The sequence below is a fragment of the Pseudomonas fluorescens genome (assembly GCF_001902145.1).
GTDB classification, from domain to species: domain Bacteria; phylum Pseudomonadota; class Gammaproteobacteria; order Pseudomonadales; family Pseudomonadaceae; genus Aquipseudomonas; species Aquipseudomonas fluorescens_BV.
The window spans coordinates 40,827-58,244 of sequence record NZ_MRST01000012.1 but is presented as its reverse complement, the minus strand read 5'-3'; the positions used below and the strand labels follow the sequence as shown (position 1 = coordinate 58,244).

The 17,418-nt window shown below is 56.3% G+C and carries 23 protein-coding genes and 1 tRNA gene; 13 read left to right on the top strand and 11 right to left on the bottom strand.

Annotation, left to right across the window (positions count from 1 at the left end):
* Positions 1–136: 136 nt before the first annotated feature.
* Positions 137–397 carry a hypothetical protein gene (locus BUE92_RS01420; RefSeq protein WP_073521649.1) on the bottom strand — a complete coding sequence of 87 codons (261 nt, stop codon included), beginning with the start codon at positions 395–397 and terminating at the stop codon, positions 137–139.
* A 78-nt stretch (positions 398–475) separates the two neighbouring features.
* On the opposite strand from BUE92_RS01420, the gene BUE92_RS01415 reads away from it, so the two are divergent.
* Positions 476–1,201 (top strand): LexA family protein, encoded by a 726-nt coding sequence (locus tag BUE92_RS01415; RefSeq protein WP_073521648.1) that lies wholly within the window; start codon positions 476–478, stop codon positions 1,199–1,201.
* Positions 1,202–1,214: 13 nt separating this feature from the next.
* Here the strand turns inward: BUE92_RS01415 and drt5 are convergent, their stop codons facing one another.
* Entirely contained in the window at positions 1,215–2,717 is a 1,503-nt protein-coding gene (drt5, locus tag BUE92_RS01410) for an antiviral reverse transcriptase Drt5 (protein WP_073521647.1), read from the bottom strand.
* Between the two features lie 174 nt (positions 2,718–2,891).
* Between drt5 and BUE92_RS28420 the strand changes: the two genes are divergently transcribed.
* From BUE92_RS28420 to BUE92_RS01385, 7 genes are read left to right on the top strand one after another with little or no spacing between them, the layout of a single operon-like run.
* Positions 2,892–3,068 (top strand): hypothetical protein, encoded by a 177-nt coding sequence (locus BUE92_RS28420; protein WP_178380671.1) that lies wholly within the window; start codon positions 2,892–2,894, stop codon positions 3,066–3,068.
* A complete protein-coding gene (locus BUE92_RS01405) occupies positions 3,065–3,646 on the top strand; it encodes a hypothetical protein (protein ID WP_073521646.1) in 582 nt (193 codons plus the stop codon). The genes BUE92_RS28420 and BUE92_RS01405 overlap by 4 nt, the downstream gene beginning before the upstream one ends.
* A 9-nt stretch (positions 3,647–3,655) precedes the next feature.
* Positions 3,656–3,940, top strand: a complete 285-nt coding sequence (locus BUE92_RS01400) for a phage antirepressor KilAC domain-containing protein (RefSeq protein ID WP_065929208.1) — start codon at positions 3,656–3,658, stop codon at positions 3,938–3,940.
* A complete protein-coding gene (locus tag BUE92_RS27360) occupies positions 3,927–4,145 on the top strand; it encodes a hypothetical protein (RefSeq protein ID WP_081372155.1) in 219 nt (72 codons plus the stop codon). The genes BUE92_RS01400 and BUE92_RS27360 overlap by 14 nt, the downstream gene beginning before the upstream one ends.
* Positions 4,096–4,422, top strand: a complete 327-nt coding sequence (locus BUE92_RS01395; protein ID WP_073521645.1) for a pyocin activator PrtN family protein — start codon at positions 4,096–4,098, stop codon at positions 4,420–4,422. Before BUE92_RS27360 ends, BUE92_RS01395 begins: the two co-directional genes overlap by 50 nt.
* A gap of 49 nt (positions 4,423–4,471) precedes the next feature.
* The gene (locus tag BUE92_RS01390) at positions 4,472–4,870 is read left to right on the top strand and encodes a hypothetical protein (RefSeq protein ID WP_073521644.1); all 399 of its coding nucleotides are present in this window, start codon (positions 4,472–4,474) and stop codon (positions 4,868–4,870) included.
* A complete protein-coding gene (locus BUE92_RS01385) occupies positions 4,867–5,409 on the top strand; it encodes a phosphohydrolase (RefSeq protein WP_073521643.1) in 543 nt (180 codons plus the stop codon). Before BUE92_RS01390 ends, BUE92_RS01385 begins: the two co-directional genes overlap by 4 nt.
* A 239-nt stretch (positions 5,410–5,648) precedes the next feature.
* Here the strand turns inward: BUE92_RS01385 and BUE92_RS28415 are convergent, their stop codons facing one another.
* Positions 5,649–6,242, bottom strand: coding sequence for a hypothetical protein (locus BUE92_RS28415; protein WP_178380670.1), 594 nt, complete (start codon positions 6,240–6,242; stop codon positions 5,649–5,651).
* Between the two features lie 146 nt (positions 6,243–6,388).
* Here BUE92_RS28415 and xisR point away from each other — a divergent pair, with 146 nt between their 5' ends.
* Positions 6,389–6,604, top strand: a complete 216-nt coding sequence (gene xisR / locus BUE92_RS01375; protein ID WP_008036021.1) for an excisionase family protein — start codon at positions 6,389–6,391, stop codon at positions 6,602–6,604.
* Positions 6,601–7,818: an Arm DNA-binding domain-containing protein gene (locus BUE92_RS01370; protein WP_073521642.1), complete on the top strand. Its 1,218-nt coding sequence runs from the start codon at positions 6,601–6,603 to the stop codon at positions 7,816–7,818. The genes xisR and BUE92_RS01370 overlap by 4 nt, the downstream gene beginning before the upstream one ends.
* 111 nt (positions 7,819–7,929) lie before the next feature.
* Here the strand turns inward: BUE92_RS01370 and BUE92_RS01365 are convergent.
* The 5 genes from BUE92_RS01365 to dapA all read right to left on the bottom strand — a co-directional run bounded on the left by BUE92_RS01365 (position 7,930) and on the right by dapA (position 11,618).
* A tRNA-Ser gene (locus BUE92_RS01365) sits at positions 7,930–8,019 on the bottom strand.
* 83 nt (positions 8,020–8,102) lie between these two features.
* Positions 8,103–8,816 (bottom strand): phosphoribosylaminoimidazolesuccinocarboxamide synthase, encoded by a 714-nt coding sequence (gene purC / locus BUE92_RS01360; protein WP_073521641.1) that lies wholly within the window; start codon positions 8,814–8,816, stop codon positions 8,103–8,105.
* A gap of 27 nt (positions 8,817–8,843) precedes the next feature.
* Positions 8,844–9,602 carry an MBL fold metallo-hydrolase gene (locus tag BUE92_RS01355; RefSeq protein WP_073521640.1) on the bottom strand — a complete coding sequence of 253 codons (759 nt, stop codon included), beginning with the start codon at positions 9,600–9,602 and terminating at the stop codon, positions 8,844–8,846.
* Between the two features lie 4 nt (positions 9,603–9,606).
* Positions 9,607–10,722 (bottom strand): outer membrane protein assembly factor BamC, encoded by a 1,116-nt coding sequence (gene bamC, locus BUE92_RS01350; RefSeq protein ID WP_073521639.1) that lies wholly within the window; start codon positions 10,720–10,722, stop codon positions 9,607–9,609.
* Between the two features lie 17 nt (positions 10,723–10,739).
* Positions 10,740–11,618, bottom strand: a complete 879-nt coding sequence (gene dapA, locus BUE92_RS01345; protein ID WP_073521638.1) for a 4-hydroxy-tetrahydrodipicolinate synthase — start codon at positions 11,616–11,618, stop codon at positions 10,740–10,742.
* A 262-nt stretch (positions 11,619–11,880) separates the two neighbouring features.
* On the opposite strand from dapA, the gene BUE92_RS01340 reads away from it, so the two are divergent.
* Complete coding sequence (locus BUE92_RS01340) at positions 11,881–12,441, top strand: glycine cleavage system protein R (protein WP_003189463.1); 561 nt, start codon at positions 11,881–11,883, stop codon at positions 12,439–12,441.
* Positions 12,442–12,451: 10 nt separating this feature from the next.
* Positions 12,452–12,925 (top strand): peroxiredoxin, encoded by a 474-nt coding sequence (locus tag BUE92_RS01335; RefSeq protein ID WP_073521637.1) that lies wholly within the window; start codon positions 12,452–12,454, stop codon positions 12,923–12,925.
* A 19-nt stretch (positions 12,926–12,944) separates the two neighbouring features.
* Here BUE92_RS01335 and BUE92_RS01330 read toward each other — a convergent pair whose 3' ends face one another.
* Positions 12,945–13,184, bottom strand: a complete 240-nt coding sequence (locus BUE92_RS01330; protein WP_073521636.1) for a sulfurtransferase TusA family protein — start codon at positions 13,182–13,184, stop codon at positions 12,945–12,947.
* A 95-nt stretch (positions 13,185–13,279) separates the two neighbouring features.
* Between BUE92_RS01330 and BUE92_RS01325 the strand changes: the two genes are divergently transcribed.
* Positions 13,280–14,713: a M48 family metalloprotease gene (locus BUE92_RS01325; RefSeq protein ID WP_073521635.1), complete on the top strand. Its 1,434-nt coding sequence runs from the start codon at positions 13,280–13,282 to the stop codon at positions 14,711–14,713.
* Between the two features lie 68 nt (positions 14,714–14,781).
* Here the strand turns inward: BUE92_RS01325 and BUE92_RS01320 are convergent, their stop codons facing one another.
* Positions 14,782–16,218, bottom strand: coding sequence for a DegQ family serine endoprotease (locus BUE92_RS01320; RefSeq protein ID WP_014717365.1), 1,437 nt, complete (start codon positions 16,216–16,218; stop codon positions 14,782–14,784).
* A gap of 234 nt (positions 16,219–16,452) precedes the next feature.
* The gene (locus BUE92_RS01315; RefSeq protein ID WP_073521634.1) at positions 16,453–17,412 is read right to left on the bottom strand and encodes a MucB/RseB C-terminal domain-containing protein; all 960 of its coding nucleotides are present in this window, start codon (positions 17,410–17,412) and stop codon (positions 16,453–16,455) included.
* Between the last annotated feature and the right edge of the window lie 6 nt (positions 17,413–17,418).

Here is a 17,418-nt window from a genome sequence, read left to right as displayed (position 1 = left end):
CATCCGTGTCTTGGCAGCGCGATAAAGGGAGGTGGTTTGCATGTGGTGTGCCCTCCTACCTTCGTCGCGACCCGACAGCACTGTGGTGGTGTGTGCCGGGAGGAACTGGGCGGCCCTTGGGTCGCCTTTTTTCTTTCTATGCAGCAGCTTTCTGCGGGGCCGAAGCATCGAGAAGCCAGGTAGCGTCAAAGGCGTTGCCCTTCAGCTCTGCAGCGGTTGCTAAGCGTTTTGCATAATGCGTTTCACCGGTGTAATCGGTGCGCGGAAGGCTGGCGGACAAGCGCCATTTATTGAGCGCCTGATAACTCCTTTCACACACCTTGGCGGCGGCACCTATGCCGCCTACAGCTTCAAATGCGAACGCGATGGCATTCGGAAAATCTGCGGGGTCCAACATGGCAACCTCCATTTATCAACTCGCGGTTGATATTAACATCAACTGACTATTGCGCAACCCCTGTGAGAGTATCAACTCATGGTTGATAAGAACGAGCTACGGGCAGCCTTCACGGCGCGCCTTCACGAAGCACTCGACGATGCCGGTGTACGCACCCGGGGGCGTGGGGTGGATATTCATAAGCATTTGAAGAGCGTTGGCGTAGATAAGAGCCCGCAGGCCGTCAGCAAGTGGCTGAATGGTGATGCGATCGCCGAGGCAGATAGCATGGTCGCGCTGTGCTCATGGTTGAAAGTGCGTCGGGAGTGGCTTGAATATGGCGTACTACCAAAATCGCAATCCAGAGATACAAACGTCCATCAGTTAAGCGCCAGCAGCGATAGCAACGTGCGTGATATCACACGACGTTTCGGAAAAGTACCTCTAATTTCTTGGGTACAAGCGGGCGCATGGTGCGAATCAAACGTTGAGTATGATGACGGAAATGTCTGGCTGTCCTGTCCTGTGCCAATCAGCGAAAACGGATACGCATTAAGGGTACTTGGCGATTCAATGACGAACCCGGGACCAGGACGAAGTTATCCTACAGGATGCATTATCTTTGTTGATCCAGAGGCTGAGGCGAAAACTGGAGATCGGGTCATAGCAAGAGTCCCTCGAACAAATGAAGCCACCTTTAAAGTATTAGTGGAGGATGCGGGCCGACAGTTTTTAAAACCTATAAACCCGCAATACCCTATTATTGATATTACAGAAGAAACTCATATCTGTGGAAAGGTAGTAGGCACCTTTCTTCCAGAGTGATGGTTATCCAAATCTAATCCATATCCTTGACGCAAGAATATATAAGATGATTCAAAGAAGAGCCTTTTGAAAAGTAGGCCAATACATAGTTACGCTCTGCCTTCTTGAGACTTCGACTCCCCATTGCTGAAGACCAAGACAACCAGTCTGAGCTTCCATTTTTAAGATGCTCCTCCCTAAGCTCTTTCATTCCAAATTTCTGGGTAGGAATCTCGAGAACTTTAGCTCTTGCTATAATACTCCCTGAAGAATGAGCATAAAGTGAATTCAGTATATCCCCGTATTGCTTTGTTTCAGACAATCTCACCTCAGTAATTACCGCGAGCCAAAACAACTGAAATTCAGACACGTACTCAGCCGTCTTCAAAAAATCCAAAACAGCAACTGAAATCTTGTCATTAGAAACTTTTCTAACAAAAGGGTTTGAGCTATTTAAGCTCGTAAATATACTTTTAGACAAACTTGGAAATCTATCCAAAAGCAATGGAAGGTAGTCGCTGATGTCAGTTGAGTGAAACCTTAAGACATTAAGAATAAGATCTGCATCATTATCGTCCAATGCCTCGTCTCTAAGAAAGTCTAGGAGCCGCTGTATTTGCTCCGTAGAAAGATCAGAAATGACCTCTACCTGCTCAAATTCCGGCCCTTCAAACCCCGACCCAAAGACGGACTCACCAACTTCTACTTCAATTATTTCAGAAAGTTCCTGCCTAATTTCAGAGACTTTTTCCTGAACATTTTGCACAGTTTTTCTTGTTTTTTGAGGGTTAACATTTAACCCTTTATCACCTAACATCTTCTGTATTCTAATAAAATCTCTATTCACATTATCTTCATTATCGTCAAACAAATGATAATCGTCCATAAACCTGAGCAATACTGAACTTTTGAGTTGACCAGACTGCTCAGTGAACTTCAGAAAATCACTCCCAATCATTTTCGATGGGTACAAACCGTGGGGTAGGAAATCCACACTACGCCCAGCGTTAATCTCCCTAAAAAATTTGCCAAACGCTTCGTAGTCCTTTTCAGTTACGCTGTCGGACGATGAAAACCAGTGCGCCAAGTCATGGTGGTACACAGAGTTAAAAAAACCTGCCACATCAAAGCTGAGATGATGCTTGAACTTAGCAAGATTCTGATTCACATCATGCTTGTAACTTTTGTACGCTTGACTGATAGGAACAACACCACCATCTTCAAACCTATAGCCATAAGACTTTCTATCTTCGGAGAATGGTTTTCTAAAAATCGTTCGATTTCTATAGACTAAATCGTATAGAAAGTATTCGGCCACGGGATCTAGTTTTAATGTTCTTCGAAGATGCCCATTAGGTTTGTCTGCATGAACACGTTGCTGAGGAATAAAGTTATGACCTTCATCTTCCGAAAGCACTTTTTGATAGACATAATCAGAAAGATCTTTCTCCTTCCTTGTAATCATTAGAAGGTTTGTCTGCATAGGAAAAAGACCAGACCAAAAGTCTTTTTGATAAAATTCCGAGGTTTTAGACATTCCCTTTCCCTACCAACGGTAAATAATATTTAAGATTGAGGTAATCTATTCATTACGCCTGTAATGTCAAGAAGACATCAACAAATGCGAAAATATCAACCTATGGTTGTTGACTTTTGCGCAACCAATGGTTGATATTCACCTCCCTCTTCCACCACAGAGCGAGGCAACACCATGCACACCACAGCTACCCTGCACGTCCACCCGGCCGCTGCTAACCCCTCCCGCATCTTTGAAATCCGCCGCCTGGCACAAGACCTCGGCTGCAAATTCATCGTGTCCAAACCTAAGCCGAAAGAACGCAACGCGCCCTGCCCGTTCGATCCAAACGGCGGGGGGCACGCGGCATGAGCAAGTACAAACTCGACAACCGTACCCTGACCCTGCTCAAGGCCCAGGTAAACCTAACCGAAACCTTCAACCACCTGCTGCGTGCCGAAGTTCAGCGTGAGGCGTTAGCCTTCCGCCTGAGAGTTGAGCGCCGCAAAGCCGACACACACTTCACCGTTGAGCTAGGCAGCGAACGCCACACGCTGACCCTGACCAACAGCAAAAAGATGCACCTTAAGCTTGCGGACTTCATCGAGGAGATCGTCAACGGGCCAGCGAGTCCAAGCGATCAGTCGTCTGTGCCGCACGCTGACCGCCGCTACGGCGTCTTCGAAATTGAACACAAGCAGCGTGTGTTCGACCTTGTGCAAACCGGCGGCGCGCTGAGCCTCGACATGGGTTTTGAGCAACCTATCAACCTGGCAATCCATCGCAACAAAACCCGCACTGGCATCACCACCATCATGAGCATCGGCGTCAAGAAGCCATTCAGCAAGTGCTTCACGGTGTGCGGCAGTGACGTGGAGATCTACTCCATGGTGGCCGAATCCATCACTCACCTGGCAGCCGTGGCGACTCCCGCCGCGCATGCAGCCTAGGAGGTCGCGATGGAACGTAGCCTGGAAAAGGCCGCCAAGTACTTCGGCCTCACCCGCCCAAAACTGATCGCGCTGATGCGTGACAAGGGCTTGCTCACTGACCGCAACCTCCCGGCGTTCCCTGTACGGGACCGGGAATACCTGCGGATCAAGAACGGCAACTGGTACCACGAGACCGCCGGAATGCAATACAGCCAGTCGACGAAGGTCCGGCAAGCCGGCATGCCCTGGCTGGCAAGTCAGTTGGGCCTCGAACTGCCAGCCATCCCGGCAGACAACCGTGACGTGGCCTAGGGAGTACGCCCGCCAGATCGTCGCCATGCCCACACGCGAGGAGCGCAATGCCGCGCTCCTCGAAGTGCCGGAGCATCTGCGGGAGCTGACCAAACGCCACTGCGTGAATGCCTGGAACCACCCATCACGACTCAAACGCAAGGAGGCCGCCACCCATGAGCAACAACAGTCAAACACCGCTACGGCTGCAACCCGCGCCGGATAGCGCAACCGTCGAGATGCTGCACCAACTCTTCGGCGACGTGCTTATCCCCCTAGAAAAGCTGCGCGTGCATTACTTCAAAAACCTCAACGAGAAGACTTTCACGGAGGCGATCAACAGCGGCCGTATTCAACTGCCGGTGACCACCCTGGATCACAGCGTCAAGGCGTTGAGGTATGCCCACATCAAGCATGTCGCGGCACTGATTGATATCCGCGCTTACAGGGCGGATGAGGACATGCCGCGACTACAAACTGATTCCACCGAGCCAGAGCAGTAACACCAACGGCTGCCACCACCAGCCAACAAAACCACCAGGAGCACACCACATGACCGTAATTCAAATCTGCGCACTGATCACCATCGTTATCGCGCTCGCGATCCTTTATTGGATCGGCTACAGAGGCGGCTTAACGGATGGTCTGGCACAGGGCTATGACGAGGGCCACGCAAAAGGGTTCGTTGAAGGGATGGACGAGGGGGAGTCAGCGAGCTCCACCACTCTGGAGCAGATCTCAGAGCGGTGTCGGCGCCTGCAGCTGATATTGGACCATCAGCCACTGGATCGCCTCACCCTATTAGCCATTGCCGAAAAGCTCAAGCTAGCGGCCGACACCTTCCGAGCAGTGAGATCTGACAACCAGGCAACTCAAGCACTTGCCTTACGTGACAAGGCACTGAGCATGGCTGCCCAGCTGGACCCTTTCGAGTTAGGAGACGCAGCATGAACTGGATCCTAACCCATTCAGGCAAACACTTTGACCTGCTCGAACCCGACGCCGACATGATCGACCCACGGGACATCTCGCACGCCCTGGCCCACCTGTGCCGCTTCAACGGGCACACCCGCGAGTTCTACAGCGTGGCCCAGCACAGCTGCATCGTCGCCGAGCTGGTGCCGGAAGAACACAAACTCGCGGCCTTACTTCATGACGCACCCGAGGCGTACCTGGGCGACATGACGCGGCCACTCAAGCAATGGATCAGCGCCTATGAGCACTTCGAGGACTGTATCTGGTGGCGCATCTGTGATCGGTTCGGCATAGCACCAGAACTCCCCGCCTGCGTCCACAAGGCCAACCTGATAGCGCTGGCTACCGAACGCCGCGACCTCATGCCACCCGATCCGGCTATCTGGGATTGTTTGGTCGGTATCGCACCCATGGTTGAAACCATCCGCCCATGGTCTGCCGCAGAAGCCCGCAACACCTACCACCAGCGCCTGATGGACCAAATCGCTACCGAACACCGGAGGAAAGCGGCATGAAGAACCAACAGAACAACACCAGCGCCTTGTCCGCTTTGCTCCGCACTGCAAATAGTGGCGACACGCTAGAAACAAACAGTCTCTGCTGCGCAGCAGCAGGCATTATTGCTCCTCCAAGCGCCACTGCCGAGGCACTTATACCCCAAGAGAAGCTGCGCGGGGCAGCGCTCGCTGATGCAACGCTAAACGCTCAGGAACGCCCGCTCGCGCAGCCTGCTGTGGGGTATAAGCAACTTCAGTCAGTAGCTCGCGAACTCCATGTTTATCAAAACATTCGCAGCAATGCTGATCTTTTGGGAGCTATGGGCAAGTACAGTTGCGCACCTCATCCTGTCCACATTGGGCTCGGAGAGGAGCCGGGCCATAACTGTGGCCTTCTCCAGGGCACCAAGCATAGCCATGAACGGTTCGACCATATCCGGCAGAGGGAGATCAACCGGGTTAACAGCCCTCATAGCCATCAAATGTTCCTCGGCCTCTGTGAGCACCTCAACTCGCTTGGCTATATCGGTCTCATGCAGCGAATCGAAATTTACGAACAGCACGTGGCTGACTTCGGAGGCTCGCCTAGCTATGCCGCAGACGAGTCGAAATATAACTTCATCTCTTTGCCGGCGAGCTCGGGCGGTATCTCTCGCCTGTCTGTTCCCAATATAAAAAGCCGCGCCTACAGCCGCGATCCCTCCGAGAGCCTGAACCCACGCTGCAGCACTCTCCCTAGACCAACCAGTGAGAACCAGCGTGATTACAACTCCAAGACAAAGGGCTCCAGGAGGAGACAGGAGGACTTTGCACACCGAACTGGTGTTGAACTTGATCTCAGTGGACCACATAAATGGCTCCCAGCCACTACACAAAAAAGGAGTTTGATCACTTTCGCCACCGCAGTCCACGAGGATAAATGTCCTGCACATTCTTTCATTAGTCACGGATACCCCTCCCAATTACCCATGTCCTGCAATGGTAGGGAGATCGCCGTATGAGCGCTGCCGAGAAACTCGACTTCCACATCACGCCCGGTGCTTGGTTTCGACAAGACCTGCTTTACCCCGTGTTCGGCCTGAGCACAGAGGCCGTCCGTAAATACCGTACGCGCGGGCTGTGGCTTGAGGGCAAACACTGGCGTTACGACCCTGCCAACGTGATCGTATACAACCGTGCAGCCATAGAGCGCTGGATGGAAGGGAAGCCATGATCGACAAGATGCCGACCGGCGTAGAGATGAACGGTAAACAGTTGCGCATCTGGTTCATCTTCAACGGCCAACGATGCCGTGAGCCACTGGAGGGGATCGCGAAGGTCAACAAGTCAGCTATCGCCTATGCCGACAACAAGCGCCGTACCGTGCTCGCAGAAATCAAAGAGGGTCGCTTCGATTATGCGGCCCACTTCCCTAACTCACCCAGGGCTGCCATGTTCACGGGCACAGGAGGCCCCTCACTGAAGCGTACCGTGAAGGAAGGCATTGACCGATGGTTAGAAGTCCAGCGAGCCCTCAAAGCGTCAAGTACTGTGATCAACTACGTAAGCAAGGCTGGACACGTTGAGAAGAAGTTCGGTAAACGCCGGATCGTCGACATCAGCAAGAGCGATATCGAGTTGTTCCAGGCGCAGTTGCTCAAGCAAGGCTTAGCCCCAAAGACGGTGAATGATATTTTTACCGTGGTCCGAGGGGTTTGGGCTGACGCCTTCGGTGATGGGATCCTGAAAGCTAACGCTCTGGATAGGATCAGTAACATCGGGGCCGACGTAGACCTAGAACACGCCGACCCATTCAGCCGCACAGAGATCGAGGCAATTGGCAGAGCAGATCCCGTTCGGCGAGCTGATACCAGAATGATTGAGTTCAACTGCTGGGCAGGACTTTCTCTATCCGAACTCATTGCACTTGCGGTCGAGGATATCGACCTTGATTTAGGTTTGGTGCACGTGCGCCGGGCTCTAGTGGTAGGCGAGTTCAAGGTGCCCAAAGAAAGATCCAGGGTACGAGTCGTCGAAATGATTGATCCCGCTCTCCAACTGATGCGAGAGATAGTAGCTGACGCTAACAAAAGCCCGATATCAGAAATTGCGGTGATTCAGCGCGACAACATCACATCGAAAAAGATGAAGGTCAGATTTCTTTTCCACAGCTCAACCAGCGGCTTGCTATGGAACAGCAAGACTTTGAGCAACTGGTTCACCGCTCACCTTAAAAAGGCGGAAGTTCGACATAGAGGCGCAAACCAGTGTCGGCATACCTTCGCCAGTCAGATGTTGTCCAGTTACGTACCTGTCGAATGGGTAGCCCGCCAACTCGGTCACGCTGATACAACGATGGTAAGAAAGCACTATGGGAGGTGGATACCGAAGGACACCAAGAGCATGGCGGGTATCGTGTCAAAAATGCTGGGGTTTAGAGCGGACTAGAGCGGTGTACAGGGCAAGGTTTTTGCCCTAAAAATGCCCTAAATAATATGACCGAAACGAAAAAGCCCCTGTAATCTCTAACGATTACAGGGGCTTAGCCTTATTCAATAATGGCGGAGAGATAGGGATTCGAACCCTAGGTACCGGTGAAGGTACAACGGATTTCGAATCCGTCCCATTCGGCCACTCTGGCATCTCTCCAACGGCGCGCATCATAACAGCATGATTGATGGATGCAAAGCGCCGTAGCGATTTTTTTCCGTGCTATCAGATGCTTGCGTCGATTACAGTGGTACACCAAGGCGCTTGGCGACTTCTTCGTAGGCTTCGATCACGTCACCGAGGCCTTGGCGGAAGCGGTCTTTGTCCATCTTCTTCTTGGTGTCCTTGTCCCACAGGCGGCAACCGTCCGGGCTGAATTCGTCGCCCAGGACGATGGAGCCGTCGTGGAATACGCCGAACTCCAGCTTGAAGTCCACCAGCAACAGGCCGGCGTCGTCGAACAGCTTGCTCAGCACGTCGTTGACCTTGAGGGACAGCTCCTTCATGCGCACCAGTTGCTCAGCGGTGCCCCAGCCGAATGCCACGACGTGGGATTCGTTGATGAACGGGTCGCCCTTGGCGTCGTCCTTCAGGAACAGTTCGAAGGTGTAAGGGTTGAGCTTGAGGCCCTCCTCCACACCCAGGCGCTTGACCAGGCTGCCGGCGGCGTAGTTACGCACGACGCACTCGACCGGGATCATGTCGAGCTTCTTGACCAGGCACTCGTTGTCGCCCAGCAGTTTGTCGAATTGGGTCGGGATACCGGCCGCTTCGAGCTTCTGCATGATGAAGGCGTTGAACTTGTTGTTCACCATGCCTTTGCGGTCAAGCTGTTCGATGCGCTTGCCGTCGAACGCCGAGGTGTCGTTGCGAAACAGCAGGATCAGGCGGTTGGCGTCGTCGGTCTTGTACACCGACTTGGCTTTGCCGCGGTAGAGTTCTTCACGTTTTTCCATGATGGGCTCCGCTTTGAGTAAGGTGGGCTAGGCGATGTGTCGCCAGTCGAGCCCTGAATCTTGATCGGCCAGTTGCAGCCAGTCCGGGTCGCACCCGAGGGTGTCGACAAAACATTGCCGGGCAAGCGTCGGCAGGTTGTTCTTGCTGCTGAGGTGAGCCAGGACCAGGTGTTGCAGGTCTTGCCAGCCCAACTCATACACCAGGTACGCCGCCTGGTGATTGTTCAAATGTCCCAGCTCGCCGCCTACCCGCTGCTTGAGAAAGTAAGGGTAATGACCGCGCGCCAGCAGATCCCTGCAGTGATTGGACTCGATCATCAAGGCATCGAGGTCCCGGTAACCCTCCAGCACCTTGGCGCAGTAGGAACCCAGGTCGGTCAGCACGCCAAAACGTCGCTGGCCGTCACTGAATACGTATTGCGTGGGCTCCTGGGCATCATGAGCGACCGCAATGACATTGACGCTCAAGGCGCCGATTTGCAGCTGCTCACCACCGGCCAGGAAGCCTGCCGGCTCTATGGGTTTGCGCATCCCGCGCAGCGTGCCGCGACTCAAGTACACCGGTAAATTGTAGCGCCGAGACAGCAAACCCACGCCATGCACGTGGTCGGCATGTTCGTGGGTTACCAGAATGGCGCTCAACTGCGTGGGGTGAACCCCCAGGCGCAGCAGGCGCCGCTCGGTTTCTCTTAACGAGAAACCACAATCGACCAGCACGTACGTGTCATCGTGGGCGACCAGCGTACCGTTCCCTTGGCTACCGCTGCCGAGAACGGCAAAACGCATCGGATCAGCCCAGGTTGTCTTGAATCACGCCCAACACTTTGCGCGCCGTTTCAGCTGGCGCGACGGTGTTGATGTTCTTCTCGACGGTGACTTGCACGCTTTCGCCCACCTTGCTCAAACGAACCTGGTAACGCTCGGCGCGGGTTTCGACCTCTTCCTTGGTCGGCGCGCTGCCGAACAATTTGCCGAAGAAACCTGGCTCGTCATCCTTCTTCTCGGCCTTTTCAGCCACGTTGATGTAGTACAGGCCCAGGCTGCGGTTGATGTCTTCAACACGCCAAGGGCCCTGCTCCAACGCGCGGCCAACACTGGCCCAGGCGCGATCGAGGTCTTCACCCAGGTTCAGCACGACGTTGCCGCTGCCGTCTTCGGTGAGGCTGACACGGCTAGGGGTGTCGTAATCACGGGCGGCGAGCAGGGAAACGGAACCGCCCTTCTCGGAGATACGGCTCATGCTGGCCAGCATCTCGTCGACCAGCGCAGCATCGACGCCGGTGTTGACCGAGCGTGGCGTGAAATCGACATCTGCCGTGCTACCGGCAGGCCGCTCGGCACTGACTACATAGACTTCGCTGGTATTGCGCTGCACGCCGGGCTCGATGCGCACACGCACACGGGCTTCGCTGTCGGCGGCTACACCGCCCGCCAGCAGGCGCTGGGCCATGTTGGCGGACAGCTCGCGACCTTGCTGCCATGCGGTGGTGAACTCACCGGTCTGCGGGCGTTGCTGGTCGAGGCGAAAACCGTTGTCCTGGAAGAACTGCACCGCCACCGGCCAGACTTCGGCAGGCGGGCGCTGAGCCACGATCCAGCGGTTGTCGCCGCTTTTCTGCAGGCTGTAGTCGCTGGCATCGGCCGCGGCCATAATCGGCTGTGGGCGTGGCACTACGTACTCACCCTTGACCGTGTCGTCGGCGACGTTACGTGGAATCGGCAGCAACGGGTCAAGGCGCTTGGCGACATTGACATCAGGCGGCAGTTGCATCGGTTTGGTTGCTTGCGCTTCCAGGTAATCGCTGCCGCGGTCACGGAAGTAGCCTTCCGGGCCCCATACCCAACCGCAGCCACTGGTGCTGGAGATAATCAAGGCAAGTGCGGAAAGTCCGGCCAATCGCTTCATGCGTAGTGCTTCCTCAATTAAACCAGGACGCCGGACTGGCGCAGGGCCTGTCGCAGCGGTTCGTGACAGGCTTCGCTGAGGCGGGTGAGCGGCAGACGGATACCGTCCGGCATCAGGCCCATCTCAAACAGCGCCCACTTCACGGGAATAGGATTGGATTCGATAAACAGTGTCTTGTTGAGCGGCATCAGCTTTTCGTGGATTGCGCGAGCGGTGGCTGCATCGCCCGCGATGGCGGCGGCACACATATCGCTCATGGCGCGCGGGGCCACGTTGGCGGTCACGGAGATGTTGCCCTTGCCACCCAGCAGGATCAGCTCGACAGCGGTGGCGTCGTCACCGGAGTACACCAGAAAGTCGCTGCTCACGCCGGCCAGGATGTCCTTGGCGCGCTGCAGGTCGCCAGTGGCTTCCTTGATGCCGATGATGTTCGGCACGGTGGACAGGCGGATCACGGTCTCGGCCTTCATGTCGCACGCGGTGCGACCCGGTACGTTGTAGAGGATCTGCGGGATCTGCACGGCTTCGGCGATGGTTTTGAAGTGCTGGTACAAGCCTTCCTGGGTCGGCTTGTTGTAGTACGGGGTTACCAGCAGGCAAGCGTCGGCGCCAGCCTTCTTGGCGTTCTTGGTCAGCTCGATCGCTTCACGCGTCGAGTTGGCGCCCGTACCGGCGATCACGGCAATGCGGCCCGCAACGCGCTTGACCACGAACTCGATCACCTGGATGTGCTCTTCCACATCGAGGGTGGCCGATTCACCTGTGGTGCCGACCGCCACAATGGCGTTGGTGCCCTCTTGCAGGTGGAAGTCCACCAGTTTGCCCAGGCTGTCCCAGTCGAGACGACCTTGTGCATCCATGGGTGTGACCAGTGCCACCATACTGCCCGCAATCATGCAACCGCTCCTGCCGGAAAAAGAGAGCCGTAATGGTACTGGCGCCAAGATGCTTGTACAAGCGAAGTACCGCGTGAGGATGCGTTCTGGCGCAACTAAACGTCGGGCAATGCCATCATCGGGCCAAAGCACCGCCCGAAGCCGGCTGATCACGCAATGAAAACGCCACCTCCTAGCCCTTGGCGACGCTTTTCGCTACCCTTGATCCTTTGATCGATACAGCCCACACGGTATCGACCGCTCATCGCTTTAGGAAGGCTGCATGTCCACCCCCACAGTTCGCGAACAATTCCTTGTTATCAGTGCCCTCGGCGCCAACCCCATGGAGCTGACCAACGTCCTGTGCCGCGCCAGCCATGAGAACCGCTGCGCCGTCGTGACCTCCCGCCTGACCCGCCACGGCGAGTGCAGTGCGCTGGTCCTGCAGATTTCTGGCTCCTGGGATGCCTTGGCGCGCCTGGAAACAGGCCTGCCTGGCCTGGCCAAGAAGCATGACTTCACCGTCAACGTGGTACGTAGCGCCGCCCTGGAAAACCGCCCCCAGGCCTTGCCGTACGTAGCTTACGTCAGCTCGGCCTACCGCTCGGATATCGTCAATGAGCTGTGCCAGTTCTTTATCGACCACAACGTCGAGCTGGAAAACCTGACCTGTGACACCTACCAGGCGCCACAAACCGGCGGCACCATGCTCAATGCCACCTTTACCGTGACCTTGCCGGCCGGCGTACAGATCAGTTGGCTGCGCGACCAGTTCCTGGACTTCGCCGATGCCCTGAACCTCGACGCCTTGATCGAGCCATGGCGCCCACAGAACCCAATGTAAGGAAACACCCATGCCGGTAGCCATCGATAAACCCGTGGCCGACTTCGAGGCCCACGCCACCAGCGGCCAGACCTTCAGCCTCGCGGCCCTCAAGGGCAAGCAAGTGGTGATCTACTTTTACCCCAAGGACAGCACCCCAGGCTGCACCACCGAAGGCCAAGGCTTTCGTGACCAGTACGCCGCATTCAAGGCCGCCAATACCGAAGTGTTCGGCGTGTCGCGTGACAGCGTGAAGTCTCACGAGAACTTCAAAGCCAAGCAGGCATTTCCCTTCGAGCTGATCAGCGATAAGGACGAGGCGGTCTGCCAGCTGTTTGATGTGATCAAGTTGAAGAAGCTGTATGGCAAGGAATACCTGGGCGTGGATCGCAGCACCTTCCTGATCGACAGCCAAGGCGTACTGCGTCAGGAATGGCGCGGCGTGAAAGTGCCGGGGCATGTTGATGCCGTGTTGGCGGCAGCGCAGGCGCTGAATAAGGCCTGATGCTGCGTCGATAAGGCCATCAGGCCTTGCGCAACCAATAACGGTACACACCCTCGCTGTCTTCTTCATGCAGCAGCTTGTGGCCGGCCAGCTTGGCAAAGGTGCGAAAATCACGCTGGGAGCCGGCGTCGGTGGCAGTCACCTTGAGCACAGCACCACTGGCCATTTTATTGAGCGCAAGCTTGGCCTTGAGCAACGGCAAAGGGCAGTTAAGACCGCTGGCGTCGAGTTCGGCGTCACAGGCTACAACGTCGGTCATGGTGTTACTCCAGGCAAACATTCGGGCCGCTTAGAATATCTGGTCCCAAGCTCAGTGTCCGGCTACAGTAAGCTCTTTGTCGAAAGGCTTTGTGCATGACTTTTTTGCGCCCTACCCTGCTGACGCTGGCCTGCCTGCTGGCCTCCCCGGCCTTCGCTGACGACCTGCCGTCACTTGGTGACGCCAGTTCTGCCATTGTCTCGCCACAACAGGAATACCAACTGGGCCGCGCATGGCTGGCTTATTTGCGCGGCCAGGTCTCGCAACTCAATGACCCGCAACTCAAGGATTACGTCGAAACCAGCGTGTACAAGCTGGTAGAGACCAGCCAGGTCAATGACCGGCGCCTGGAATTCATCCTGATCAACAGCTCACAGCTCAACGCCTTTGCGGCACCGGGCGGGATCGTCGGGGTCAACGGCGGCCTGTTTCTCAATGCACAGACCGAAGGCGAATACGCGTCGGTACTGGCCCACGAACTGGCGCACTTGTCCCAGCGTCACTTCGCCCGAGGCGTGGAAGCGCAATCACGCATGCAACTGCCGATGATGGCCGCCCTGCTTGGCGGCATTATCGCCGCCGCTGCGGGTGCCGGCGATGCCGGTATCGCCGCGATTGCCGGCTCACAAGCCGCCGCGATCCAGGAGCAGCGCCGCTTCTCCCGCCAGAACGAACAAGAGGCCGACCGCATCGGCATCCTCAACCTGGAGAAAGCCGGCTACGACCCGCGCTCCATGCCCACCATGTTCGAACGCCTGATGCGTCAATACCGCTTCGATGCCAAGCCGCCGGAGTTCCTGCTGACTCACCCGGTGACCGAATCGCGTATCGCCGACACCCGCAACCGCGCTGAACAAGCCAAACCTGGCGGCAAGGAAGACAGCCTGCGCTATCAACTGATTCGCGCACGGGTGCAGCTCAAGTACGAAGACACACCAGGTCTGGCCGCCAAGCGCTTCCAGGCACAGCTGGATGAAAACCCTAAAAATGACGTGGCGCGTTATGGCCTGGCCATCGCCCAGATCAAGGGCACTCAACTCAAGGAAGCGCGGGAAAGCCTGGCGCCGCTGTTGGCCAAGGCACCCAACGACATCACCTATAACCTGGCCCAAATCGAACTGGACATCACCAGCAACCGCATGCCGGATGCGCAGCAACGTACCGACCGCATGCTCACCCAGTACCCCAGCAACTATCCGCTGAACCAGGTGCGAGTAGACCTGCTGCTTAAACAGAACCGTACCGCCGATGCAGAAAAGGCGCTGGATGGGCTGCTCAAGTCGCGGCCGGACGATCCGGACGTGTGGTATCAGGTTGCTGAAACCCGCGGTTTGTCCGGCAACATTATTGGCCTGCATCAGGCTCGCGCCGAATATTTCGCATTGGTGGGGGATTTCCAGCAAGCCATCCAGCAGCTGGACTTTGCCAAGCGGCGTGCTGGCAATAACTTCCCGCTGTCCTCGCGCATCGACGCCCGTCAGCGTGAGCTGATCGAACAGGAGCGCTTGGTAAAAGGCATGATGAGCTAGACCCGCCGCCCACAAAAAAGCCCCGCTACCGTTAACCGGCAGCGGGGCTTTTTTATGGGGCTAGCGGATTACTCAGCCAGCTTGAAGGTGATGAAGCTGGCACGGCCTTGACGCAGGACGCGCATCGACACCGAGCGATTCTTCGGCAACGCCTTGGCGATGTCGGCGAATTCCTTGGTGGTATCGATTGCCTGGTTGTTCAAGTGGGTGATCACGTCACCCGGTTGCAGGCCGATCAAGGCGGCTGGGCCGTCCTGAACTTCCTTGATCACGACACCGCTTTGCAGGTCGAAGGTTTTCTTCTGCTCGGCGGTCAGTTCAACCACGGCGATACCCAGGCGGTTACTGCTGCGCTCGGCACCTGGCTTGGCGTTGCCCAGGGCATCCAGGGTGGCGCCTTCTTCCGGGATTGCCCCTACGGTCAGTTCGACGTTCTGGCGCTTGCCGTCACGAATCACTTCCAGCTTGGCTTTGCCGCCAGCCTTGAGCGCACCGACCAAATGAGGCAGGTCCGCCGACATGATGATCGGCTGGCCGTTCATGCTCAGGATCACATCGCCCACTTTCAGGCCGCCTTTGGCCGCAGGGCCATTGTCCTGAATCTGCGCAACCAGGGCACCGGCCGGCTTGTCGAGACCGAAGGATTCAGCCAGGTCCTTGTTCACTTCCTGAATTACCACGCCCAACCAGCCGCGGCTGACCTTGCCGCCGCTTTTGAGCTGATTGGAGACGTCCATGGCCACATCGATCGGGATCGCGAAGGACACGCCCATGAAGCCACCGGAGCGGGTGTAGATCTGCGAGTTGATCCCCACCACTTCGCCGGCCAGGTTGAACAGCGGGCCACCGGAGTTGCCCGGGTTGATCGGCACGTCGGTCTGGATGAACGGCACGTAGTTTTCGTTTGGCAGGCTGCGACCGATGGCGCTGACGATGCCTTGGGTAACGGTGTGGTCAAAGCCGAACGGCGAACCGATCGCTACCACCCACTGGCCGGCCTTCAGGTCCTGGGACTTGCCCAGTTTAAGCACCGGCAAGTCCTTGCCATCGATTTTGAGCAAAGCCACGTCGGAACGTGGATCGGTACCAATCAGCTTGGCCTTGAGTTCACTGCGGTCGGCCAGGCGTACGAGAATCTCGTCGGCATCGGCAATCACGTGATTGTTGGTGAGGATGTAGCCGTCAGGCGAAATGATGAAGCCGGAGCCCAGGGACTGGGCTTCGCGCTGGCCACCGCCGCCACGGGGTGAGCGAGGTTGCGGCATCCCGCGTTCGAAGAACTCGCGCAACATGGGCGGCAAGCCTTCCAGGTCGGGCATCTGCTGGTTCGAGACTTTGCGATCCGGCAGCTTCTGCGTGGTACTGATGTTCACCACGGCAGGCGAGGCCTGCTCCACCAGTTGGGTGAAGTCAGGCAGCTCGACCGCCTGCGCAGGTAAGGCCTGGCCCAGCACCAGCACTGTGGCGACTATGGATAAGTAAGACTTCAAACGTGGTATCGACATACAGCTCCCGTTACGACGAGCAGGGTTAAGCGACAGGGTTCAATAAACGCCGGATACTGCGACCGGCATTTTTGTTCCGCGAACAAACAAGGCCAGAGCCATCAAACCCTGACCTATAAAAAACATGGGAAGTTTTTGCAAGTGAAAATGCTGATCCAGAGATTTCATACACCCAGCACCCAACGACATTCGGGCTCAGATTGAAAGAACAGGATGAACATAAGATTAACAATCTCAGGGCTTGGCGGCGGCCTTTTCACCACGCACCGACAACGCGATGCGCTCAGCAGTGCCAATGGGAATTTCGCCCACAACGGTGACCATCATTTCGCCATCTACCGTATTCAAACGCCGCGAGATTGCCACGGTCGGCCCAAGCTGAGCACGGGTTTCATTCACATCGGCGCCATTGGCTGACTCAAGAAACACCGAAAAACGTGCGAGCCCATCGTCATACATCAGGCTGTCGACGGTAGATTTCGTTTGGGGATCTTTGCGCGTAGCGCTGCTGATCTGTTGGAAACCAGGCGGTAGCCAGTCCAGATGCCACCTTTGCGTGGCAGACATGTCAGGTGCTTTAGCGGCGGAGGTTGTTACCGGCGAACAGTCGCTGCTGGGCTGCAAGTCCTGGTCAGAAGGAGTGGCCGAAGTACCCAGGCGGGTGAACTGAAAACGCTCCAACAACTGCCCCTGGTCATTTAGTAGCAAGGACTTGAGCGGCAGCGCAGTTTCACGGTCCAGGTGTAATTCAAACCCATAACGGTAGGGGTCACGCGGGCTGATCGACACAATCACCGCATGACGACCGGCCACGCGGGATTTGCCAATGACGGCCAGATCATAGAATGAAGTGAGTTTTTTTGGATCAAGAATACGCGAGGGTGCCTCAGGCGAATGACCGAGACCGGTAACCAACGTGCCGCTGACACATTGTGCCCGACCATCAACCCTGACCGCTTCCTGGGCGGAGCCGTCAAGCTGCAACAACCGTTCACGGACATGACCATCCTGGACGCGGTGCCAGATGTCATGGGTAGAAAAACTGCCGTTACGTTCGTAGACAAACGTACCTTCAAAGCTTTGCTGCTGCTCTGCACGCCCAAGTCGAGTCAGCCAATCTTGGGCTTCATCGGCATGGGCGGATAGTGCAAACCAACTACTGAGCAAAAGCGCAAGGAGCGGTATGGCGCGCATAGGGCT

Excerpts from the sequence above, each read along its gene's own strand:
- BUE92_RS01420 (WP_073521649.1), bottom strand. The coding sequence starts at position 397 with ATGTTGGACCCCGCAGATTTTCCGAATGCCATCGCGTTCGCATTTGAA.
- BUE92_RS01415 (WP_073521648.1), top strand. The coding sequence starts at position 476 with ATGGTTGATAAGAACGAGCTACGGGCAGCCTTCACGGCGCGCCTTCAC.
- drt5 (WP_073521647.1), bottom strand. The coding sequence starts at position 2,717 with ATGTCTAAAACCTCGGAATTTTATCAAAAAGACTTTTGGTCTGGTCTT.
- BUE92_RS28420 (WP_178380671.1), top strand. The coding sequence starts at position 2,892 with ATGCACACCACAGCTACCCTGCACGTCCACCCGGCCGCTGCTAACCCC.
- BUE92_RS01405 (WP_073521646.1), top strand. The coding sequence starts at position 3,065 with ATGAGCAAGTACAAACTCGACAACCGTACCCTGACCCTGCTCAAGGCC.
- BUE92_RS01400 (WP_065929208.1), top strand. The coding sequence starts at position 3,656 with ATGGAACGTAGCCTGGAAAAGGCCGCCAAGTACTTCGGCCTCACCCGC.
- BUE92_RS01395 (WP_073521645.1), top strand. The coding sequence starts at position 4,096 with ATGAGCAACAACAGTCAAACACCGCTACGGCTGCAACCCGCGCCGGAT.
- BUE92_RS01390 (WP_073521644.1), top strand. The coding sequence starts at position 4,472 with ATGACCGTAATTCAAATCTGCGCACTGATCACCATCGTTATCGCGCTC.
- BUE92_RS01385 (WP_073521643.1), top strand. The coding sequence starts at position 4,867 with ATGAACTGGATCCTAACCCATTCAGGCAAACACTTTGACCTGCTCGAA.
- BUE92_RS28415 (WP_178380670.1), bottom strand. The coding sequence starts at position 6,242 with ATGTGGTCCACTGAGATCAAGTTCAACACCAGTTCGGTGTGCAAAGTC.
- xisR (WP_008036021.1), top strand. The coding sequence starts at position 6,389 with ATGAGCGCTGCCGAGAAACTCGACTTCCACATCACGCCCGGTGCTTGG.
- BUE92_RS01370 (WP_073521642.1), top strand. The coding sequence starts at position 6,601 with ATGATCGACAAGATGCCGACCGGCGTAGAGATGAACGGTAAACAGTTG.
- purC (WP_073521641.1), bottom strand. The coding sequence starts at position 8,816 with ATGGAAAAACGTGAAGAACTCTACCGCGGCAAAGCCAAGTCGGTGTAC.
- BUE92_RS01355 (WP_073521640.1), bottom strand. The coding sequence starts at position 9,602 with ATGCGTTTTGCCGTTCTCGGCAGCGGTAGCCAAGGGAACGGTACGCTG.
- bamC (WP_073521639.1), bottom strand. The coding sequence starts at position 10,722 with ATGAAGCGATTGGCCGGACTTTCCGCACTTGCCTTGATTATCTCCAGC.
- dapA (WP_073521638.1), bottom strand. The coding sequence starts at position 11,618 with ATGATTGCGGGCAGTATGGTGGCACTGGTCACACCCATGGATGCACAA.
- BUE92_RS01340 (WP_003189463.1), top strand. The coding sequence starts at position 11,881 with ATGTCCACCCCCACAGTTCGCGAACAATTCCTTGTTATCAGTGCCCTC.
- BUE92_RS01335 (WP_073521637.1), top strand. The coding sequence starts at position 12,452 with ATGCCGGTAGCCATCGATAAACCCGTGGCCGACTTCGAGGCCCACGCC.
- BUE92_RS01330 (WP_073521636.1), bottom strand. The coding sequence starts at position 13,184 with ATGACCGACGTTGTAGCCTGTGACGCCGAACTCGACGCCAGCGGTCTT.
- BUE92_RS01325 (WP_073521635.1), top strand. The coding sequence starts at position 13,280 with ATGACTTTTTTGCGCCCTACCCTGCTGACGCTGGCCTGCCTGCTGGCC.
- BUE92_RS01320 (WP_014717365.1), bottom strand. The coding sequence starts at position 16,218 with ATGTCGATACCACGTTTGAAGTCTTACTTATCCATAGTCGCCACAGTG.
- BUE92_RS01315 (WP_073521634.1), bottom strand. The coding sequence starts at position 17,412 with ATGCGCGCCATACCGCTCCTTGCGCTTTTGCTCAGTAGTTGGTTTGCA.